Source organism: Paenibacillus sp. FSL L8-0340, assembly GCF_038593145.1.
Lineage (GTDB): Bacteria > Bacillota > Bacilli > Paenibacillales > Paenibacillaceae > Paenibacillus_AQ.
Genome location: NZ_CP151967.1, coordinates 6,365,345 through 6,382,255, shown reverse-complemented (window position 1 = coordinate 6,382,255; position 16,911 = coordinate 6,365,345). Strand labels below are relative to the sequence as shown.

11 protein-coding genes are annotated in these 16,911 nt (G+C 48.5%); 6 read left to right on the top strand and 5 right to left on the bottom strand.

Translation table 11 applies throughout. The annotated features are described in order from the left end of the window. Positions 1 to 2 precede the first annotated feature (2 nt). The 5 genes from NST07_RS29165 to NST07_RS29145 form a co-directional block, all read right to left on the bottom strand. Positions 3 to 1,400 (bottom strand): ATP-binding protein, encoded by a 1,398-nt coding sequence (locus NST07_RS29165; protein WP_341096215.1) that lies wholly within the window; start codon positions 1,398 to 1,400, stop codon positions 3 to 5. A 2-nt stretch (positions 1,401 to 1,402) separates the two neighbouring features. Then, complete coding sequence (locus NST07_RS29160) at positions 1,403 to 2,089, bottom strand: response regulator transcription factor (protein ID WP_341096214.1); 687 nt, start codon at positions 2,087 to 2,089, stop codon at positions 1,403 to 1,405. Between the two features lie 20 nt (positions 2,090 to 2,109). Next, complete coding sequence (locus NST07_RS29155) at positions 2,110 to 3,579, bottom strand: VCBS repeat-containing protein (protein WP_341096212.1); 1,470 nt, start codon at positions 3,577 to 3,579, stop codon at positions 2,110 to 2,112. Positions 3,580 to 3,709: 130 nt separating this feature from the next. Continuing rightward, entirely contained in the window at positions 3,710 to 4,633 is a 924-nt protein-coding gene (locus tag NST07_RS29150) for an ATP-grasp domain-containing protein (RefSeq protein ID WP_342480648.1), read from the bottom strand. A 683-nt stretch (positions 4,634 to 5,316) separates the two neighbouring features. Next, a complete protein-coding gene (locus tag NST07_RS29145; RefSeq protein WP_341379761.1) occupies positions 5,317 to 6,357 on the bottom strand; it encodes a LacI family DNA-binding transcriptional regulator in 1,041 nt (346 codons plus the stop codon). A 523-nt stretch (positions 6,358 to 6,880) separates the two neighbouring features. Between NST07_RS29145 and NST07_RS29140 the strand changes: the two genes are divergently transcribed. From NST07_RS29140 to NST07_RS29115, 6 genes are all read left to right on the top strand, one after another. Beyond that, the gene (locus tag NST07_RS29140) at positions 6,881 to 7,738 is read left to right on the top strand and encodes an ABC transporter permease subunit (RefSeq protein ID WP_342481985.1); all 858 of its coding nucleotides are present in this window, start codon (positions 6,881 to 6,883) and stop codon (positions 7,736 to 7,738) included. A 16-nt stretch (positions 7,739 to 7,754) separates the two neighbouring features. After that, positions 7,755 to 8,636, top strand: a complete 882-nt coding sequence (locus tag NST07_RS29135) for a carbohydrate ABC transporter permease (RefSeq protein WP_341096205.1) — start codon at positions 7,755 to 7,757, stop codon at positions 8,634 to 8,636. 59 nt (positions 8,637 to 8,695) lie between these two features. Next, a complete protein-coding gene (locus NST07_RS29130) occupies positions 8,696 to 10,306 on the top strand; it encodes an ABC transporter substrate-binding protein (protein ID WP_341096204.1) in 1,611 nt (536 codons plus the stop codon). A 248-nt stretch (positions 10,307 to 10,554) separates the two neighbouring features. Further along, complete coding sequence (locus NST07_RS29125) at positions 10,555 to 12,039, top strand: glycoside hydrolase family 32 protein (protein WP_341096203.1); 1,485 nt, start codon at positions 10,555 to 10,557, stop codon at positions 12,037 to 12,039. 18 nt (positions 12,040 to 12,057) lie between these two features. Next, positions 12,058 to 12,948, top strand: coding sequence for an ROK family protein (locus NST07_RS29120; protein ID WP_341096201.1), 891 nt, complete (start codon positions 12,058 to 12,060; stop codon positions 12,946 to 12,948). A gap of 97 nt (positions 12,949 to 13,045) precedes the next feature. Then, on the top strand, positions 13,046 to 16,849 hold the full coding sequence (locus tag NST07_RS29115; RefSeq protein WP_342480647.1) for a GH32 C-terminal domain-containing protein: 3,804 nt from the start codon (positions 13,046 to 13,048) through the stop codon (positions 16,847 to 16,849). Positions 16,850 to 16,911 lie beyond the last annotated feature (62 nt).

Sequence of the window (16,911 nt, the reverse complement as noted above, 5' to 3'; positions counted from 1 at the left end):
CCTCACTCCACCGGGTAGCGCGGCAGCTCTACGATGACTGAGGTTCCCTTGGTGAATTCGCTCTCGATGCGCAGGAGGCCGCCATGCAGTTCGATAATTTCCTTGCAGATGGCAAGGCCCAGTCCGCTTCCAGACTGGCGTGATCTGCCTTTGAAGAATTTGGTCCCGAGCTTTGTGAGGTCGTCAGCTTCGATGCCTTCCCCGTTGTCCGTGACTGTGATGATAATTAGGGTTTCATTTAAGTCCGCCGTGAGGCGGACCTCCCCCTGGGCAGGAGTGAATTTGAAAGCATTGTCCAGCAGATTTACAAAAACCTGCTTCAACCGGTTGAAATCGCCGTCCACGGGCAGCGGCTGATCGGGAATATCGGCATAGAGCCGGATTTGTTTGGTCTGGCCCCGGTACCTGAACTGCAGCAGCAGATCCTCAAGAAGACCCCTTAGGTCATAAGGCTGGAGCGAGACCTTTATCTCCCCAGCCTGGAATTTGGAAAAATCCAGCAAATCCTCGACCAGACCGATCAGACGATCTGTTTCCCCGGTCATTACCTCAAGACCCTGCAGGGTCTCTTTTTTATCAGACAAATCACCCACAAGCAGCGTTTCGCCCCAGCCTTTGATCGAGGTAAGGGGAGTGCGCAGCTCATGCGTGACGGAGGAGATGAAATCATATTTAATTTTTTCGCTTTTGATCATTTCCTCTGACATGTAATTCAGTGTGACCGCCAAGGTGCCGACCTCATCGTCATACCGCTTTTCCGCCCTTACGTCAAAGTTTCCGGTGGCCATCTCTTTGGCGACAGAGGTTAATTGCTGAATAGGTCCCACAATCCGTTTAGCGATAATCAGGCTGAGTACGAAGCCAAAAAGAATGACGAGCAGCCCGACCCAGGCGGCATTCAGGACAATGTTGATAATAACGTCGTAGAGGGGCTCTGCTGAAACAGAGTAGCGCAGTACACCAATGTTCTCCCCGGATTCCCTCAAAGGAATGGAAACGGCCATTATCCGTTCACCGTTGAGAGGGGTAATACTCTGATAGGTCCCCTTGCCGCTGATCAAAGCATCTTTGACATCAGGGGTCTCAATATGCTCCGAGCTTGCGAAGCCGAATGAATTGATAATGACATCACCTGCCGGACTGAGCACTTCAACCTTGCTGCTCTCTTCAGTCGAAAGATTCTCCAGAATGTACCTGGCCCGTTCATTGATCGAGTAGCCCTCCAGATACTTGTTGAAAAAGGTGGCGGAGGTGACGGCCCGGGAAGACAGGGTCTCCATCGCGCTACCCAGGTAGTAGTAATGGACTGCTACAATAAATACCCCCTCCAGCAGCAGGACGATCAGGAGCAGAACAATGGTGATATAGACGATAAGTCTAGACCTGATTCCCTTCAGCAATGTTAGACCCTCCATAGATAGCCGAATCCCCAGACCGTTTCGAGGTATTGTGGTCCGGAAGAGCCCTGCCCGATTTTTTGGCGGATTCGGCTGATATTCACATCTACAATCTTAAGCTCTCCCATAAAATATTGCCCCCATACGGAGGTTAGAATATCATCGCGGTTCATGGCCTTGTTAGGCTGCTCCATAAGCAGTTTGACGATGGAGAATTCTGTGGGCGTCAGGGGAATCTCGAGCTTGTCTTTCAGTAACTTGCGTTCATCCAGCATCAGTGTAAATGGAGGAAGCTCGATATGGTTCTCTTGTGCGGACACTTCTCCCGGATACATCCGCCGGTAGAGCGACCGGACCCGGGCAACCAGCTCAACCGGACTGAAGGGCTTAACCACATAGTCGTCTGCACCGGATTCCAGCCCCATCACCTTATCGACTTCCTGGCTTTTGGCAGTCAGCATAATAATACCAAGCCGGGGGAACATGCCCCGAAGGCCTTCACACACCTCGAAGCCGCTGACACCGGGAAGCATCAGGTCCAGAATAGCAATATCAAAATCCTTCTGATCCCGGGCGGCAGCCAGAGCCTCTTCGCCTGTGGAGGCTTCGACAACTTCGAAGCCCGCACGCTTAAGGTTAATAAGCAGGAAATCGCGTATGGGCTTCTCATCTTCCAGTACCAGCACTTTCATGGGTGCCCTCCTTGTCATACCTATTGCTGGGGCTTCTGCGGCGTACCGGCCAGCTGCTGCACTTCGTCAAGCGTCAGCTTTAGCTGTTCATACTCCTGAAGGGAGGAGCCGGTCAGCTTGCCGGCTGCATCTGCAGATGGAAGAACAGCAACAAGCACGGTTGGCGCAGTACTATCCTCCGTATTTTGCAGCTCATACAGCAGTTTATAGGTTGCGTTCTTCGCCAGCAGTGCCGCTTCGGCAGTCTGCCAATCCTTTTTGGAGATCTGGCGCAGCTCCAGAAGCGGGGCCTGCTCAGCAGACGCTGCATTGGTGTAGTTAAACTGGATATGCTCCCAAGCCGTAGGGGATTCCTCCGGGGCCACCAGCTTGTATTTACCGGTCCAGGATTGCGGAATGTGGAAATTGTAGCCCCATCTGTCGAAATGCTCCTCCACAAACTTCAGTCCCGATTGCCCATCCCACTGATAATATTTGGTGATAAAGGGAGTGGCCAGCGGGGAAAAGCTCTCTGTACCCGCAGGAGGAACAAGGAAACCGATCTCGACAATGCCATCACCGTTAATATCTGAGCTATACAGCGGGTAATCCTTGATCGCCATATTGTTCTCACCCAGCAAACCGGTTGCTTCCGAAGCAAGTGGCCTCAGCACAATATCCCTGCTGTCTGCCAATTCGTCACGCTGATAATCCTCTGTTGCAAGTATATCAATAAATTTGCCATTTTCCCAAGTCAGCAAAGAAGTGTAGGAGGAATGTGCACCAACCGCCGCATCAATGATCAGGGCGTTTTTGGATGGCGCTGCTTTTGTAAACAAGGCTTGGAACACATACCCGTCGATGGTCTGGTCAGACAAGGTCTGCAGCTTGCCGTCATGAAGCCGGATTACCTGCAGGTGGGATTGCGGCTGGGTGTCCGTGGTGAACGTTCCCTGGATCAGGGCGATATCAGTCTGACCTTCATTGGTCAGATTGCCGACAACCAGCTGGTCATAAGGCTGCTTGAGCTTTTCGGTCAGCTCACCACCACTCAGACTGTAGACGGACAGTTCCTTGCTCAAGCCTTCGCCGCCGCTGAACCCGAGCAGCATATCCGCTGCTCCGTCTGCGGTAACATCTATAAACTGTACGTAATCCAGCTCACTGCCGACTCCCGTAATCGTAGTCAGCTTTTTCCAGTCGGCGCCGGGTTTGGACAATACGAGGGTATTGATTTCATAATCCGTTTTGTCCGTCTTATAGAAGGCCAGAATTTCATCCTGACCATCCTTGTCGAGATCCTGCAATTGAATGGCACTGCCGGATTCGGAATTGATGGGCACCGTCAGGTGGGCATTCGCCGGAAGAAAAGACTTCACAATACTTGTAATGGTGCCATCGGCACTGCCCTGCGAAGGGGCCCGGAGTAGATCACTGGGAGTCTTGGGTGCACCGCAGCCTGCAGCAATAATGGATAATAAGAGAAGGGCGCTTAGGCCTGATTTGTTCATAAGATATATTCTCCTTTAGTTCATCTGTGGCTAGTATATCCCAACCCTTCGGCAAAGTAGTTTCAAAATGGTAAAGGCTAAACGGGAGTCTGTTTGGATAGTGCCTTGTATATAAGGGTCCAGCAAAAAGCTAGAGCAGCGGCGGATAGGTCATTATTATTCCTTGAAGTAACCCCTCATAAAACGCTCTGACATCCATCTGCTCGGGCAGCCCCGAAACTCCGCCGTCTCCCAGCTCTACAATAATCCAGCTTCCCTCTGCAGTTTTGGCGATGTCCATGGTGAAGAAGCGGCTTGTAATCGTGCGGGCAATTTCCATAAAAGGGGTCAGATCCGGCTGATCCTCATCGTAGGTAACATCATCCCAGTAATTCAGAAAAGCTATGATTTGATGATCCAGAAAAAATATCCGGTATTCCTTGGAAAGCGGCATGCCGCTCTTATCGTGTGATTGCAGGTACTCCAGAGGAACGAATTCACGGATAACAATTCCTTCGCTCAGTCCAGCCCCTTGTCTTTCGATGAAGTTCCACACCACCCGCTGTACATTGCCGTGGTCTGAAGCATCCGGGATATAGCAGGCATCAACCCATTCGTGCTTTCTTGACTTCACATAGTCCTTGACGATTAAAGGAGATTTGCCGAATACGGTAATTTGTTCGAACAGCTCCTCCCAGTCGGCGGGCTTGCTTGGACTTGTACGCCAGATGGTGCGCGGTGTCAACGATGCGATCATCGAATAGGAGTAGGGCAAGTAGTGACAGTGAGCATAGGCGGTAGGGTCATTGATGAGTTCAATATTCTTTGATTGGAGTGCATGGTAGAGCTGCTCATAATGCTGCGGCTTCATCATCCAGCCCCGGTAAATTGCAGATTCCATAGAGAGTGCGGGTGTAATCTGCCGGATGGACCGTGCAGCCTGGCCTTCCATTAAGGCCTCCAATGAAACAAGCACCGTCTTGGAGCCGGCAGCTTGAGCTGCGTGCCACTCCGTTTCATAATCCATGTCAACTCTCTTGGCATCCAGCGGATCCTGGCAGAAAATAATCCTCATAATAATCTTCCTCATCCTTCAAGCTAGTTTACCTTCCATTATACTCTCTTTGGTAGCTCTGCGAAGCCAGCATGCTCAGCAACTTCGAAAATCAGGGAACCGGGACATATTGGCGGGACAAATGCCCGCAGCTCACGAGCAGCTATAAGCATTCAGTGTGTGACATAAGTTAATTACAGATTTTATTTGCAAACTTATAATTATTTGGCATCAGATAAATAAGGGGATGAAAAGCAGAAAATGAAGAGGGGCGCCGTGTTTTACATTGTAGCAGGAATGATTGCAATTACTCTGCTGTCTAATTTTATTGCGTATCGTTCATTACCGGACCAGATGGGAATACAGGTGAAATCATTCCAGTTCAAGGCTGATGATTTCACAAATTATATTCCTAAGCGGGTATTCCTTTTCTTGATACCGGGTATTCAAATTGTTGCATCTATTTTTAGGGGAGAAAGGAAATCTAAGACCTCTCTGTTAGTGTTAAACACGATTTTAGTAATTGTGAACAGCTTCACCATTTATATAAATCTTTAGCTATATCCACTCCGGCAGTTTTGCAAGCCAGTAGGAGATATATGAAGAAACAAAAGCATCCCTTACGTGAAAGGGATGCTTTTGTTGAATGTAAGCGTTTATAGGTTCCACAATATAAAAGGTCCTATTATTTCTTCCTGCGAGTATCAGCTAATATTCGGGGTGGAATCTCTAATGATCGGTTTCGTGTAGATATGAGAGACCTGATAGGGCTGCTCTGGATGGGTGATGCGTGACAGCAGTATTTCGGCTGCTTTGACGCCCATTTCATTACTGTAGATATGAACGGTGGTAAGATGAGGCTCAATAATTTTTGATTCCGGGCCGTTATCAAAACCGCAGACGACAATATCACCGGGAATGGAATGATTCAGATTCTTCAGTGATTTCATAAAGTTTACGGCGATGTAATCGTTCGCACATACAAAAGCGGACGGGAGCCCGGCAATGTCATTCAATCTTTCATCCGCCCAGCCGGGGCTGGAGAAAAAGAGATTATCCTCATCGAGAACGCACTGGCCGGGATCGAGCGGGATTCCAGCCTCGGTCAGAGCACGATTAAAACCTACCCATCTTTCATTAAAGCTCCGGCAATGATTATAATCCCCGATAAAGCCCAAGGTTTTGTAACCGCCCTCAATCAACTTTTTGGTAAGCTGATAGGTACTGTGTTCGTTCTCCATTAACAACACGTCCGCCCGGAATTCAGGGTAGCAGACATGTGCGGAACAGTCGATGAAAATGGTCGGGATCTCAAGGCTTGTAATCAGGTTGCTGTATTCCAAGTTAAACAGCTCAATACATATGATTCCGTCCACATTGGATACATCGAAATTGTTAGGGAGGGACAGAGATTTCTGTTCAATCTCCCGGATGATGTGAATGGATAAATTATATCCTTCCGCGCTGATCCGCTTTTCCAGGCCGCTGATCAAAGTCGATCCAAAATGCGAAGTGTTCGGCAAATTCTCTGTTAATAAAGCAATGTTTCTCGAGCTCTTTGGCAGGACACTTTCGGTTTCCATTAAAGAAAACTGCTTGTATTTCAACTCAATTGCCTTTTTGATCACTTTATTTCTGGTTTCTTCAGGCAATCCCTCCGTTCCGTTCAAGGCTTTGGAGGCCGTGTTTCTGGAGATTCCCAGAGCATCAGCGATATCCTGTATCGTTACTTTTCCCCGTGCCATATATGTAATTTCACCTCTATATTATTGTTTTCTTTCACTCTGCAAATAGCGATCGGATACGCTTCGCTTTACTCCCTTAAATGTATAATAGTTTTCTCAAAATAGCAACGTTAATTTTACAAATGCACAATGTATTTTACATTATGTAATAATATTGTTTGGTGATTAATTCTGCTTCGTAACTTGAAGTGAATATATTAAGTTGAATAAATGCTATCTTTCTAAGAAAAACCTCCTGTTTATCAATTTTGACAATATTTTCAGGGTTTTAGAGGCAAGATAATTGTCAAATGAACAAATATATTTTTACAAAATGTATTGACTCACGGAGAAGTCTTTGATAAATTGTAAATGAAGAAGGGCGCGAACGTCAAAATGTAAGCCTTTCACTGATGAAAAACATTGTATAAGAATGGAGGTCAAGGCATTGCATAACTCAATTGAAGTGGATCACAGAAAACTGGTGACGGGGCGGAAGATTTCCCTGTTTGAATATTTGAAGAAACATTACTTCCTTTATTTAATGCTTGCACCGGCACTGATCCTGACCCTTATTTTTAAATACGGTCCTATGTATGGTGCGATTATTGCCTTTAAGGATTTCAGCCCAATCAAGGGAATTATGGGAAGCGAGTGGGTAGGTTTTTACAACTTCGAGAAATTCCTGTCTTCCCCGAACTTCGAAGTGATTTTTATGAATACGCTTAAATTAAGTTTTTTCGGCCTAATCCTGAGCTTCCCTGTTCCTATCCTGCTGGCCTTGATGCTCAATCAGGTTCGCCGGGCCGGAGTCAAAAAGAACATACAGTTATTCTTGTATGCCCCTAACTTCATATCCGTCGTTGTCGTGGTCGGTATGTTGTTTATCTTCCTGTCCCCGACAGGACCTATCAACCAGCTTTTTAGCTGGGCTACCGGTGAACCGGTGATGTTCATGTCCCGTCCGGAATACTTCCGCTGGATCTATATTCTTTCGGATATATGGACGGGTGCGGGATGGGCCTCCATTATCTATGTTGCGGCTCTTGCCAATGTGGACCCTGAGTTACATAACGCAGCCAATTTGGATGGTGCTAATCTTCTTCAAAGAATACGTCATATTGATATTCCGACCATTCGTCCGATTATGGCCATTGTATTTATCCTTGCCGCGGGCGGCATCATGTCGATCGGGTTTGAAAAGGCTTATCTCATGCAAACGGCAACGAACATGCCAACCTCTGAGATTATTCCGACGTACGTTTACAAGATTGGTTTACAGTCCGGTGACTATGCATACTCAGCCGCAGTAGGACTATTCAACTCTATTATCAACGTCATCCTGCTCATTACGGTGAACTTCACGGTGAAGAAACTAAACGAGGGCGAAGGTCTTTTATAGAAAGGAGCAACAAGTCATGTTCATTAAACATTCCCGGCTGGACCGTTTTATTCTTGTGCTGAACGCCACCTTTTTGACCCTTGCTGTATTGATTGTGGTGCTTCCGCTCATTTATGTAGTGATTGCATCCTTCATGGATCCGTCAATCCTGCTTAGCCAAGGGCTGTCGTTCAAAATTTCGGATTGGTCATTGGATGGCTATAAGATGATTCTTACCAATCCGGCGATGATCCGAGGATTCGGGAACGCTGTTTTTTACGCCTCTTCCTTTGCCATTCTTACCGTTCTGGTCTCGATCTGTGCGGGGTATGCCTTATCGGATGACCGGATGAAGGGTAGAGGTTTCTTCATGACAGTGTTCCTCTTTACGATGTTCTTTGGAGGAGGACTGGTCCCGACTTATCTGCTGGTTAAGAATCTGGGGCTGCTGGATACGGTCTGGGCTGTAATCATTCCCGGGGCGGTCAATGTATGGAATATTATTTTGTCCAGAACATTCTTCAAAGGCGTGCCGAATGAATTGAAGGAGGCGTCCAATGTGGACGGAGCTTCAGAGATGAGGATTTTCTTCAGCATTGTATTGCCGCTCTCTAAGCCGATCATCTTCGTGCTTGCGCTGTATGCCTTTGTCGGCCAGTGGAATTCTTACTTTGATGCCATGATTTATCTGGATAATCCGAACCTTCACCCGCTGCAGCTCGTGCTTCGTTCCATCCTGATTCAGAATCAGGTAGATCCCGGCATGATCGCTGACCAGATGGCTATGGCGGAAATGAAACGATTGTCTGAAATCATCAAGTATGCCGCGATCGTTGTCTCCAGCTTGCCGCTCATTATAATGTATCCGTTCTTCCAGAAATACTTTGAAAAAGGTGTCATGGTCGGTTCTATCAAATAGGACACGGCTGCACATAGATAAAGTTCTTTCAATCCTATTCACTTTGGAGGTCATATCCTATGAAAAGATCAAAAAGATCAAAGGTGTTGTCAAAAGCTGCTTCTGCGTCTGTACTTGCTTCATTTATGTTCCTTGCCGCATGCGGCGGCGGGGGAGGGAATGCTGCCGGTGAAAAACAGGATTCAAGCGGCAAAGTCACCTTGAACTTCATTACCCAAAGCTCCCCGCTGGCACCGGCCGATCCGAACGAAAAGCTGATTAATAAACGTCTCGAAGAAAAAACGAATGTGCATATTAACTGGAAAAGCTTCACCAAAGACGTGTTTGTGGAAAAAAGAAACCTGGCTGTTGCAAGCGGTGATCTCCCCGATGCTATTTTCAATGCCGACTACAGTGATTATGAGCTGCTGAAGCTTGCTAAAGACGGTGCTATCGTGCCACTGAATGATCTGATCGAGCAGAATATGCCCAATTTCAAAAAAGTGCTCGAAGAAGCCCCTCAATACAAAAGTATGATTACGGCACCCGACGGTAAGATTTATGCATTTCCTTGGATTGAAGAGCTTGGGAACGGAAAAGAAAGAATTCAGGCTGTAGACAGCATCCCTTGGATCAACGTGGAATGGCTTAAGAAGCTGGGTCTCGACATGCCGACAACCACGGAAGAATTGAAAAAGGTGTTGATTGCCTTCAAGACACAAGATCCGAACGGCAACGGTCAGGCAGATGAAATTCCCTTATCCTTTATCAACAAGCCGGGTGCGGAAGATATAGCATTCCTCTTCGGTTCGTTCGGATTGGGAGAGAATCCCGACCATGCGGTCGTAAGCAATGAAGGCAAAGTGATATTTACGGCTAAGGAAGAAGGCTATAAAAAGGCGGTGTCCTTTATCAATGACCTTTATAAAGAAAAACTCATTGATATTGAAGCCTATACCCAAGATTGGAGTACTTACCTGGCCAAAGGCAAAGATCAGAAGTACGGCCTCTACTTCTCTTGGGATAAAGCCAATATCTCCGGAGCAAACGCTGCTTATGAAGTGATGCCGCCGCTCGCAGGTCCGGATGGCGAAGTCAACGTAACCAGAACCAACGGTCTCGGCTTACACCGCGGTAAGATGGTTGTGACAAGCGCCAATAAAAACCTGGAAACGACAGCGAAATGGGTGGATCAGCTGTATGATCCGATCCAATCTGTGCAGAACAACTGGGGAACCTACGGGGACGAGACACAGCAGAACATCTTCGAATTTGATGAAGCAAAAGGAATGCTGAAGCATTTGCCACTGGAAGGCGCTGCTCCTGTGGAGCTTCGTGAGAAAACAAGTATCGGCGGGCCGCTGGCTATCCTTGATTCCTACTATGGCAAATACACGACCATGCCGGATGATGCCAAAGGCCGTATGGACATCATCAAGAATATCATGGCTCCAAAGATGAAAGCAGAGAATGTAATGCCGAGCGTATTTCATTCGATTGATGAGCTTGACCGCCTGACGACGATTGAAACCGACTTGTTCGCCTATGTACTCAGAATGCGTACAGAATGGTACCAGAACGGAAAAGTCGATGCACAGTGGAATGATTATTTGAAGGAACTGGACCGTCTTGGCCTGCAGGAATGGCTTGAAATTAAACAGGCAGGCTACGACAGAGCGACGGGAAAGTAAATATATAAAAAAATATATATAAGCTGAACTAAAGTACACCTAGAGGCGAAAGCGGCGGAGGGGAAGTTTGGAACTGTAGGAGCGTAAGCGTTCGCCTTTAGGTTTGGATTTCTACCGCGATGAGCGGTTCAAATCAGGAAATCCAAACCTAACAGCGGCCGGAAGTCCAAACATTCCCCGCAGTCCGCGTACTACGCCAATTGGATAATCTAAAGTTCAGCTTATCCAGGAGCAAAGGAGAAATCATAATGTCAGCTATTACAAAACAAAGTTACCGGGGTGCCTATCATTTTTCACCCAAACAAAAGTGGATGAACGATCCAAACGGCTTGGTATATTTCGAGGGAGAATATCATTTGTTCTTTCAGCATCATCCCGGCGGAATGACCATGGGGGACATGCATTGGGGCCATGCGGTCAGTAAGGATCTGGTGACCTGGGAAGAGCTGCCGATCGCGCTGGTGCCGGATGAACTGGGCATGATTTTCTCGGGAAGCGCCGTTGTCGACTGGAATAACACGACAGGATTTTTTGAGGATCAGCCGGGGCTGGTAGCCATTTTTACCCATCACTTGGACATGCCGGAAGGACAACCTGCCGTTCAGCGTCAAAGTCTGGCCTATAGCAAGGACAAAGGCAGAACCTGGACCAAATATGAAGGGAATCCGGTGCTTGAACAGGATAAATTTATTGATTTCCGTGATCCTAAGGTGTTCTGGAACAAAGAGAAGAGCAGTTGGGTGATGATCGTAGCCTGTGGTCAAACGGTAGGTCTGTATCATTCTCCTGATCTGATCAACTGGACCTTTGCCAGCGAATTCGGCGAGGGCATCGGATCTCATGACGGTGTGTGGGAGTGCCCGGATTTGTTCCAGCTGGCTGTTGACGGAACCAAATCGGATACCAAATGGGTAATGCTTGTCAGTATTGGTGCAGATCCCGCTTTTGAGGAAGGCTCAAGAACGCAGTATTTCACGGGTGACTTTGACGGAGCTGTATTTACTCCTGACGAAGAGTCCCGGAGCATCCGCTGGCTCGATTACGGCAGAGATAATTATGCCGGTGTGAGCTGGTCCGATCTGCCCGAGGAAGACGGAAGACGCCTGTTTATCGGCTGGATGAGCAACTGGATGTATGCCCGCCAGACGCCGGCGGAAGGGTTCCGCGGAGCAATGACGATTCCCCGGGAGCTTTATCTGGAATTAAGAAACGGGCAAACAATACTCATTCAGAAGCCTGCAAAAGAACTGGAAGCCGCGCGTATCCCGGTCCTTTCCCTGAAAAATGTCTCTGTTCAAGAAATTAATGCAGCCTGTGCCAAGCTTCATCTTGAGGCTTACGTTATTGAGGCGGAGGTCGCTCATGGGACATCTGCCGGCTTTAAAGTAAAGGTAGGTGCAAAGCAGCAAACTGTGGTCGGGATTGATACGCAGACAGAAGAATTGTATGTAGACCGGACAGCTTCCGGGAAGCATGATTTCCACAAATTGTTCCCGGGACGCCACTCTGCGAAGCTTACGGCACCGGGCACAGCCTATGATCTGCATATTTATGTGGACCGTTCCTCCGTTGAAGTGTTTAGTGGTGGAGGCCAGGCAGTTATTACAGATCTCATTTTCCCTGAACCCGAATCTACCGGTCTTGCTGCGTTTGCCGACAATGAAGAGGACTTGTTCCTTTCGCTGGATATCTACAATCTGGCTTCATCTACCGCAAACGGCAGCAACCAGTAACCGGGAGGGTTAAGTGACATGCGTATAGGAGCAATTGAAGCAGGCGGGACGAAATTCGTATGCGGGGTCGGGGATGAAAACGGGAGATTTGAACATCGGATCAGCTTTCCGACCGAACATCCGGATCAGACCTTGCCCAGAGTCATAGAGTATTTTCAAGACAAAGGGGTAGAAGCGATGGGGATTGGATCATTTGGTCCAATTGACATCCGCCAAGACAGCCCGACCTACGGTTACGTTACGACAACACCTAAGCCGGGGTGGGGAAATTACGATCTGCTCGGGACTTTAAAGCAAGCCTTTCCGGTCCCGTTCGGCTTTGACACTGATGTGAATGCGGCGGTATATGGCGAGGTGAAATGGGGGGCTGCTCAGGGCCTGTCAAGCTGCTTGTACATTACTGTAGGCACGGGCGTTGGCATCGGTGTGTATTCGGAAGGCCAATTAGTTCATGGTCTTGTACATCCTGAGGGCGGGCATCTGTTGACGAGGCGCCATCCTGAAGATGATTTCGTTGGTAGTTGTCCTTACCATGGGGACTGCCTTGAAGGGATGGCGGCAGGTCCTGCTATTGAAGCTAGATGGGGGAAGAAAGGGCACGAGCTTCCGGTGGATCATAGGGCTTGGAAGATGGAAGCCTTCTACATCGCCCAGTCCATAACGGGTGCTATTCTACTGCTCTCTCCGCAAAAAATAATTTTGGGCGGCGGGGTTATGCAGCAGTCGCAGCTGTACCCGCTTATCCGGGAAGCAGTGCTCCTGAACCTGAACGGTTATGTCAGTTCAAGTGCCATTCTGGACCACATGGATGAGTATATTGTTTCTCCGGGCCTGGGCCAGCAGGCGGGATTAGGTGGCGCTCTCGCATTAGGACTCACAGCATGGAATAATCGGGTTTCTTCTATATAATACAGCAATAGATAAGGCCGGCCAGTTATGATGTGTAATTGGCCGGCCTTGCTCTTAGTAAAGGCGACATATCATTTACAGGAAGTGAGGGTAAAGGATGAACCGGAAATCAAAATTTGCACTAACCATTCTGTTGGCTGCGGGAGTCATGATGACTTCAACAGGGATTGTTGCCGTTAATGAGGATACAGGCTGGGCCGCACCGGCGGAGCAGAAGTCCGGCAGACTGATAAAGGAGGGGCTTTCTATTTCTGAAACCGTTACCAAAGCAGCTACAAATTTGACGGGATGGCGAACAGCCGGAAAAGGCAAGCTGGAGGATACGTCCGAAGGGCTTTTGCTGACATCTGATCCTGAAGAAAAAGTGCTGGCGATTTCCGAAACGTCAGCAGATGATTTTATATATGAAGCGGATGTATTGATCAAGGACCGGCAGCCGGATGCTGCGCTGCTTTTCCGTTCCAGTGAGGAAGGTCAGCGTTCATATATGCTGCAAATCGTACCGGATGCCGGACTAATCCGCTTAAAAGACGGAAGCAGTGAAAAAGGCAAATTGCATGAGGAACGTAAGGTTTCCCTGGTACAAGGTGAAATCTACCATCTTAAAGTGAAAGCGGAAGGGCCCCTACTGAAAGTATATTGGGGGAATCAATACAAGCCCGTGATTGATATCCAGGACAATGCACATCTCTCCGGACGGCTTGGACTCCAGGTCTCGGGTGGAGCGGCCTTGTTCCAAAATATTAACGTAAGCGATCTGAAGGGGAATCTGGATACGGTGCTGGCAAGTCAGGGACAGTGGCAGCCGGATATCAGCGGTAAAAAAGGGATCTCTGTAAATCAGAGCAAGGCGCAGCAGATCTATAGCAGGCAAGCTGCTGATCTGGTGTATGAAGGAGTTATCTCATTTCGTTCCGCTGCTGTTGCAGGCCTGGCCTTCCGTTCCTCTTCTGACGGTGCGAAGGGATATGAAGCCTCTCTTGCGAAAGAAGGAAATCAGGTACATGTCACTTTAACAAAAGCAAACGGCACAGTAATTGCCAGTTCCAAGCAGACTTATCCGAGTCCAGCGGGGGCAAAACATGCGGTGGAAGTGCAGGCGAAGGGGAACCGGATTCAGATTTTCGTGGACGGGTATACTCCGGCAGCAATAGATGTTAAGGACAGTTCATATGCTACCGGATACGCCGGACTTGTCGTAAATCATGGAACCGCTTACTTTCAAGACACCTATGTTACGGACGCTGGCAGTTACAATAATGAGAAATACCGGCCCCAGTATCATTATACGCCGATCCGCGGTGCCGTTAGTGATCCGAACGGGCTTGTCTATTTCGAAGGGGAATATCATCTCTTTCATCAGGATGGAGGCACATGGGCTCATGCCGTCAGCAAAGATATGCTGAACTGGAAACGCCTGCCGATTGCCCTTCCATGGAATGAGTACGGACATGTCTGGTCCGGGTCTGCTGTGGCAGATTTGAAGAATGCCTCCGGTTTGTTCTCGGATTCAGGCGGCAAAGGCCTTCTTGCCTACTACACCTCCTTTAATCCGGATGCCTCTAACGGCAACCAGCGTATAGGTCTGGCCTACAGCAAGGATCGGGGGCGGACATGGGAAACTGCCAAGGATCGTCTAATTGTCATTGAGAACCCCGGAAAGAACGGAGAAGAACCCGGGGGATGGGATTTCCGTGATCCCAAGGTGATCCGTGATGAGGAGGATAATCGCTGGGTCATGGTGGTATCGGGCGGTGATCATATCCGCTTTTTCACATCAACTAATTTGCTTGACTGGACGTTGACCGATAATTGGGGTTATGGGGCTTATGTCCGTGGCGGGGTGTGGGAATGCCCCGACTTGTTTCCGCTTACTGTACAGGGAACGACAGAGAAGAAATGGGTTCTAATGATTAGTACAGGAGCGAACCCGGCAACAGGTGGTTCAGATGCGGAATATTTTGTAGGGAGCCTGACTAAGGAAGGTAAATTCGTGAACGACAACCCGGCTGGAACCGTGCTGAGGACAGACGCCGGCAAGGAGTTTTATGCATCCATGTCCTTCTCTGATATGCAAGACGGGCGCAGAGTGATGCTGGCCTGGATGTCCAACTGGGATTATCCCTTCGCCTTTCCGACATCTAACTGGAAGGGAGAACTGACGATCCCGAGAGAAGTTACCCTAATCAACACCCAAGACGGAATTCGTCTTGCCCAGAGTCCGGTGAAGGAGCTGGAATTCCTGCGCAGTGAACTCTATTCCGCAGCTAACAAGGTGGTCATTCCTTCTTCTCCTAATCTGCTGAAAGGCATGACCTCAGGTGCCTATGAAATTGAAGCTACCCTGGAGATTCCCGCCGGCAGCAGCGTATCGGAGTTCGGCTTCAACGTACGTGAGGGAGCGGATCAGAAGACAGTTGTAGGTTATAAGCCGGGCGGGAGCACAATGTTTGTGGACCGCTCTCTTTCCGGGGAAACAGATTTTTCCAGCCTGTTCAGTACGAGACATGAAACGAAAATGCCGACAGAGAACGGCCAAATCAAGCTGCGGATTCTGGTGGATGAATCTTCGGTTGAGGTTTTTGTAAATGAAGGGAAGTCCGTGTTCTCCGAGGTCATTTTTCCGGACCCGGCCAGCAGGGCAATGAGTTTCTACACCAAGGGCGGCAACGTGAAGGTTGTTTCTCTGAAAGTCTATAAGCTTGGGTCGGTATGGAATCCTGAGTCGGGTTCGGCAACACGGATTGCTCTGGATACCAGTGACCGTGAACTGGGGGTTGGGCAAAGCGAAACAGTGCAGGCGATCGTAGAAAACGGACCCGGCAACGGCGCCCAGCCTTTGAAGTGGAAGTCCAGCAATGAAGATGCCGTAATCATAAAAGCGGCAGGCAATTCCCGTGCAACCCTTGAGGCAAAAAAAGCGGGCGAGTCCATCATTACGGTATCTACACCGAATAGAAAGGCATCCGCAAGTTTCCGTGTGAAAGTGTTCGGCGGAACATTTCATACCAACCTCAGCGGCTGGATGCAAGACGTGTCCATGGCTTCCTGGCTGGTTAGCGGGGACGGAATTCGCGGAAGTCACTCCAGCGACGCAAATTATGTTGCTGAGGAGAAGGCGGGAGACTTCTCGTATGAAGCCGAGATGAAACTTGGCAAGTCCGGCGGCGCAGGTTCCCTTCTGTTCCGTGCAAGTCCGGACGGACGCAACGGTTATTACTTGAATCTGGATCCTAATATGAAGGCAATCCGTTTGTTCTACAAAATCGATGGACGTTTTGAAGAACGGCAGGTTCTGGCGAAAGTTCCAGCCTTCATTCTGCCGGACCGGACGTATAGTTTAAAGATACAAGCGGACGGACCTCATATTGTGGTGTATCTGGGCGGGCAAAAAATAATGGATCTGCAGGACGGAACTTTTGCAGCAGGCCATTTTGGACTTCATGTCTTCGGCGGATCTGTCTCCTACCAGAATGTAAATGTGAACGGGGCAGCACCGGAGAACTTGATAACATCAAGCCTGGTAAACGAAACGTTCCTGAAATCCATTTATACAGCAAATCCGGTGAAGGGTGAAGCCGTAACGGTTCAGGATGCAAATGAAATATCCGATCAGAAGTGGGTATTTGTGCCGACGGGAGATGACATGGATTCCTACTCGATCCGTACGGCCTCAGGTCAAGCCCTTGATCTGAACATAGAACATAATTCAATTCAGCTTTATGACTATCTGGGTTACAATAACCAGCGCTGGATCATCCATAAGAATGGGGATGGTTCAGCGGCCATCCTCTCTGCCCATAATCAGTTGGCGCTGGCTGTATCTGAGGATGGCTCGAAACTGACGTTAGAGGTTCCTCAAACCGGTGAAGCCCGTCAAAAATGGCATATCAAATTCTGAATGTAATTTCAGCACAGTAGAAATTACTTGTAATACGTTAAACAGTCCCGATGCAGATCAAA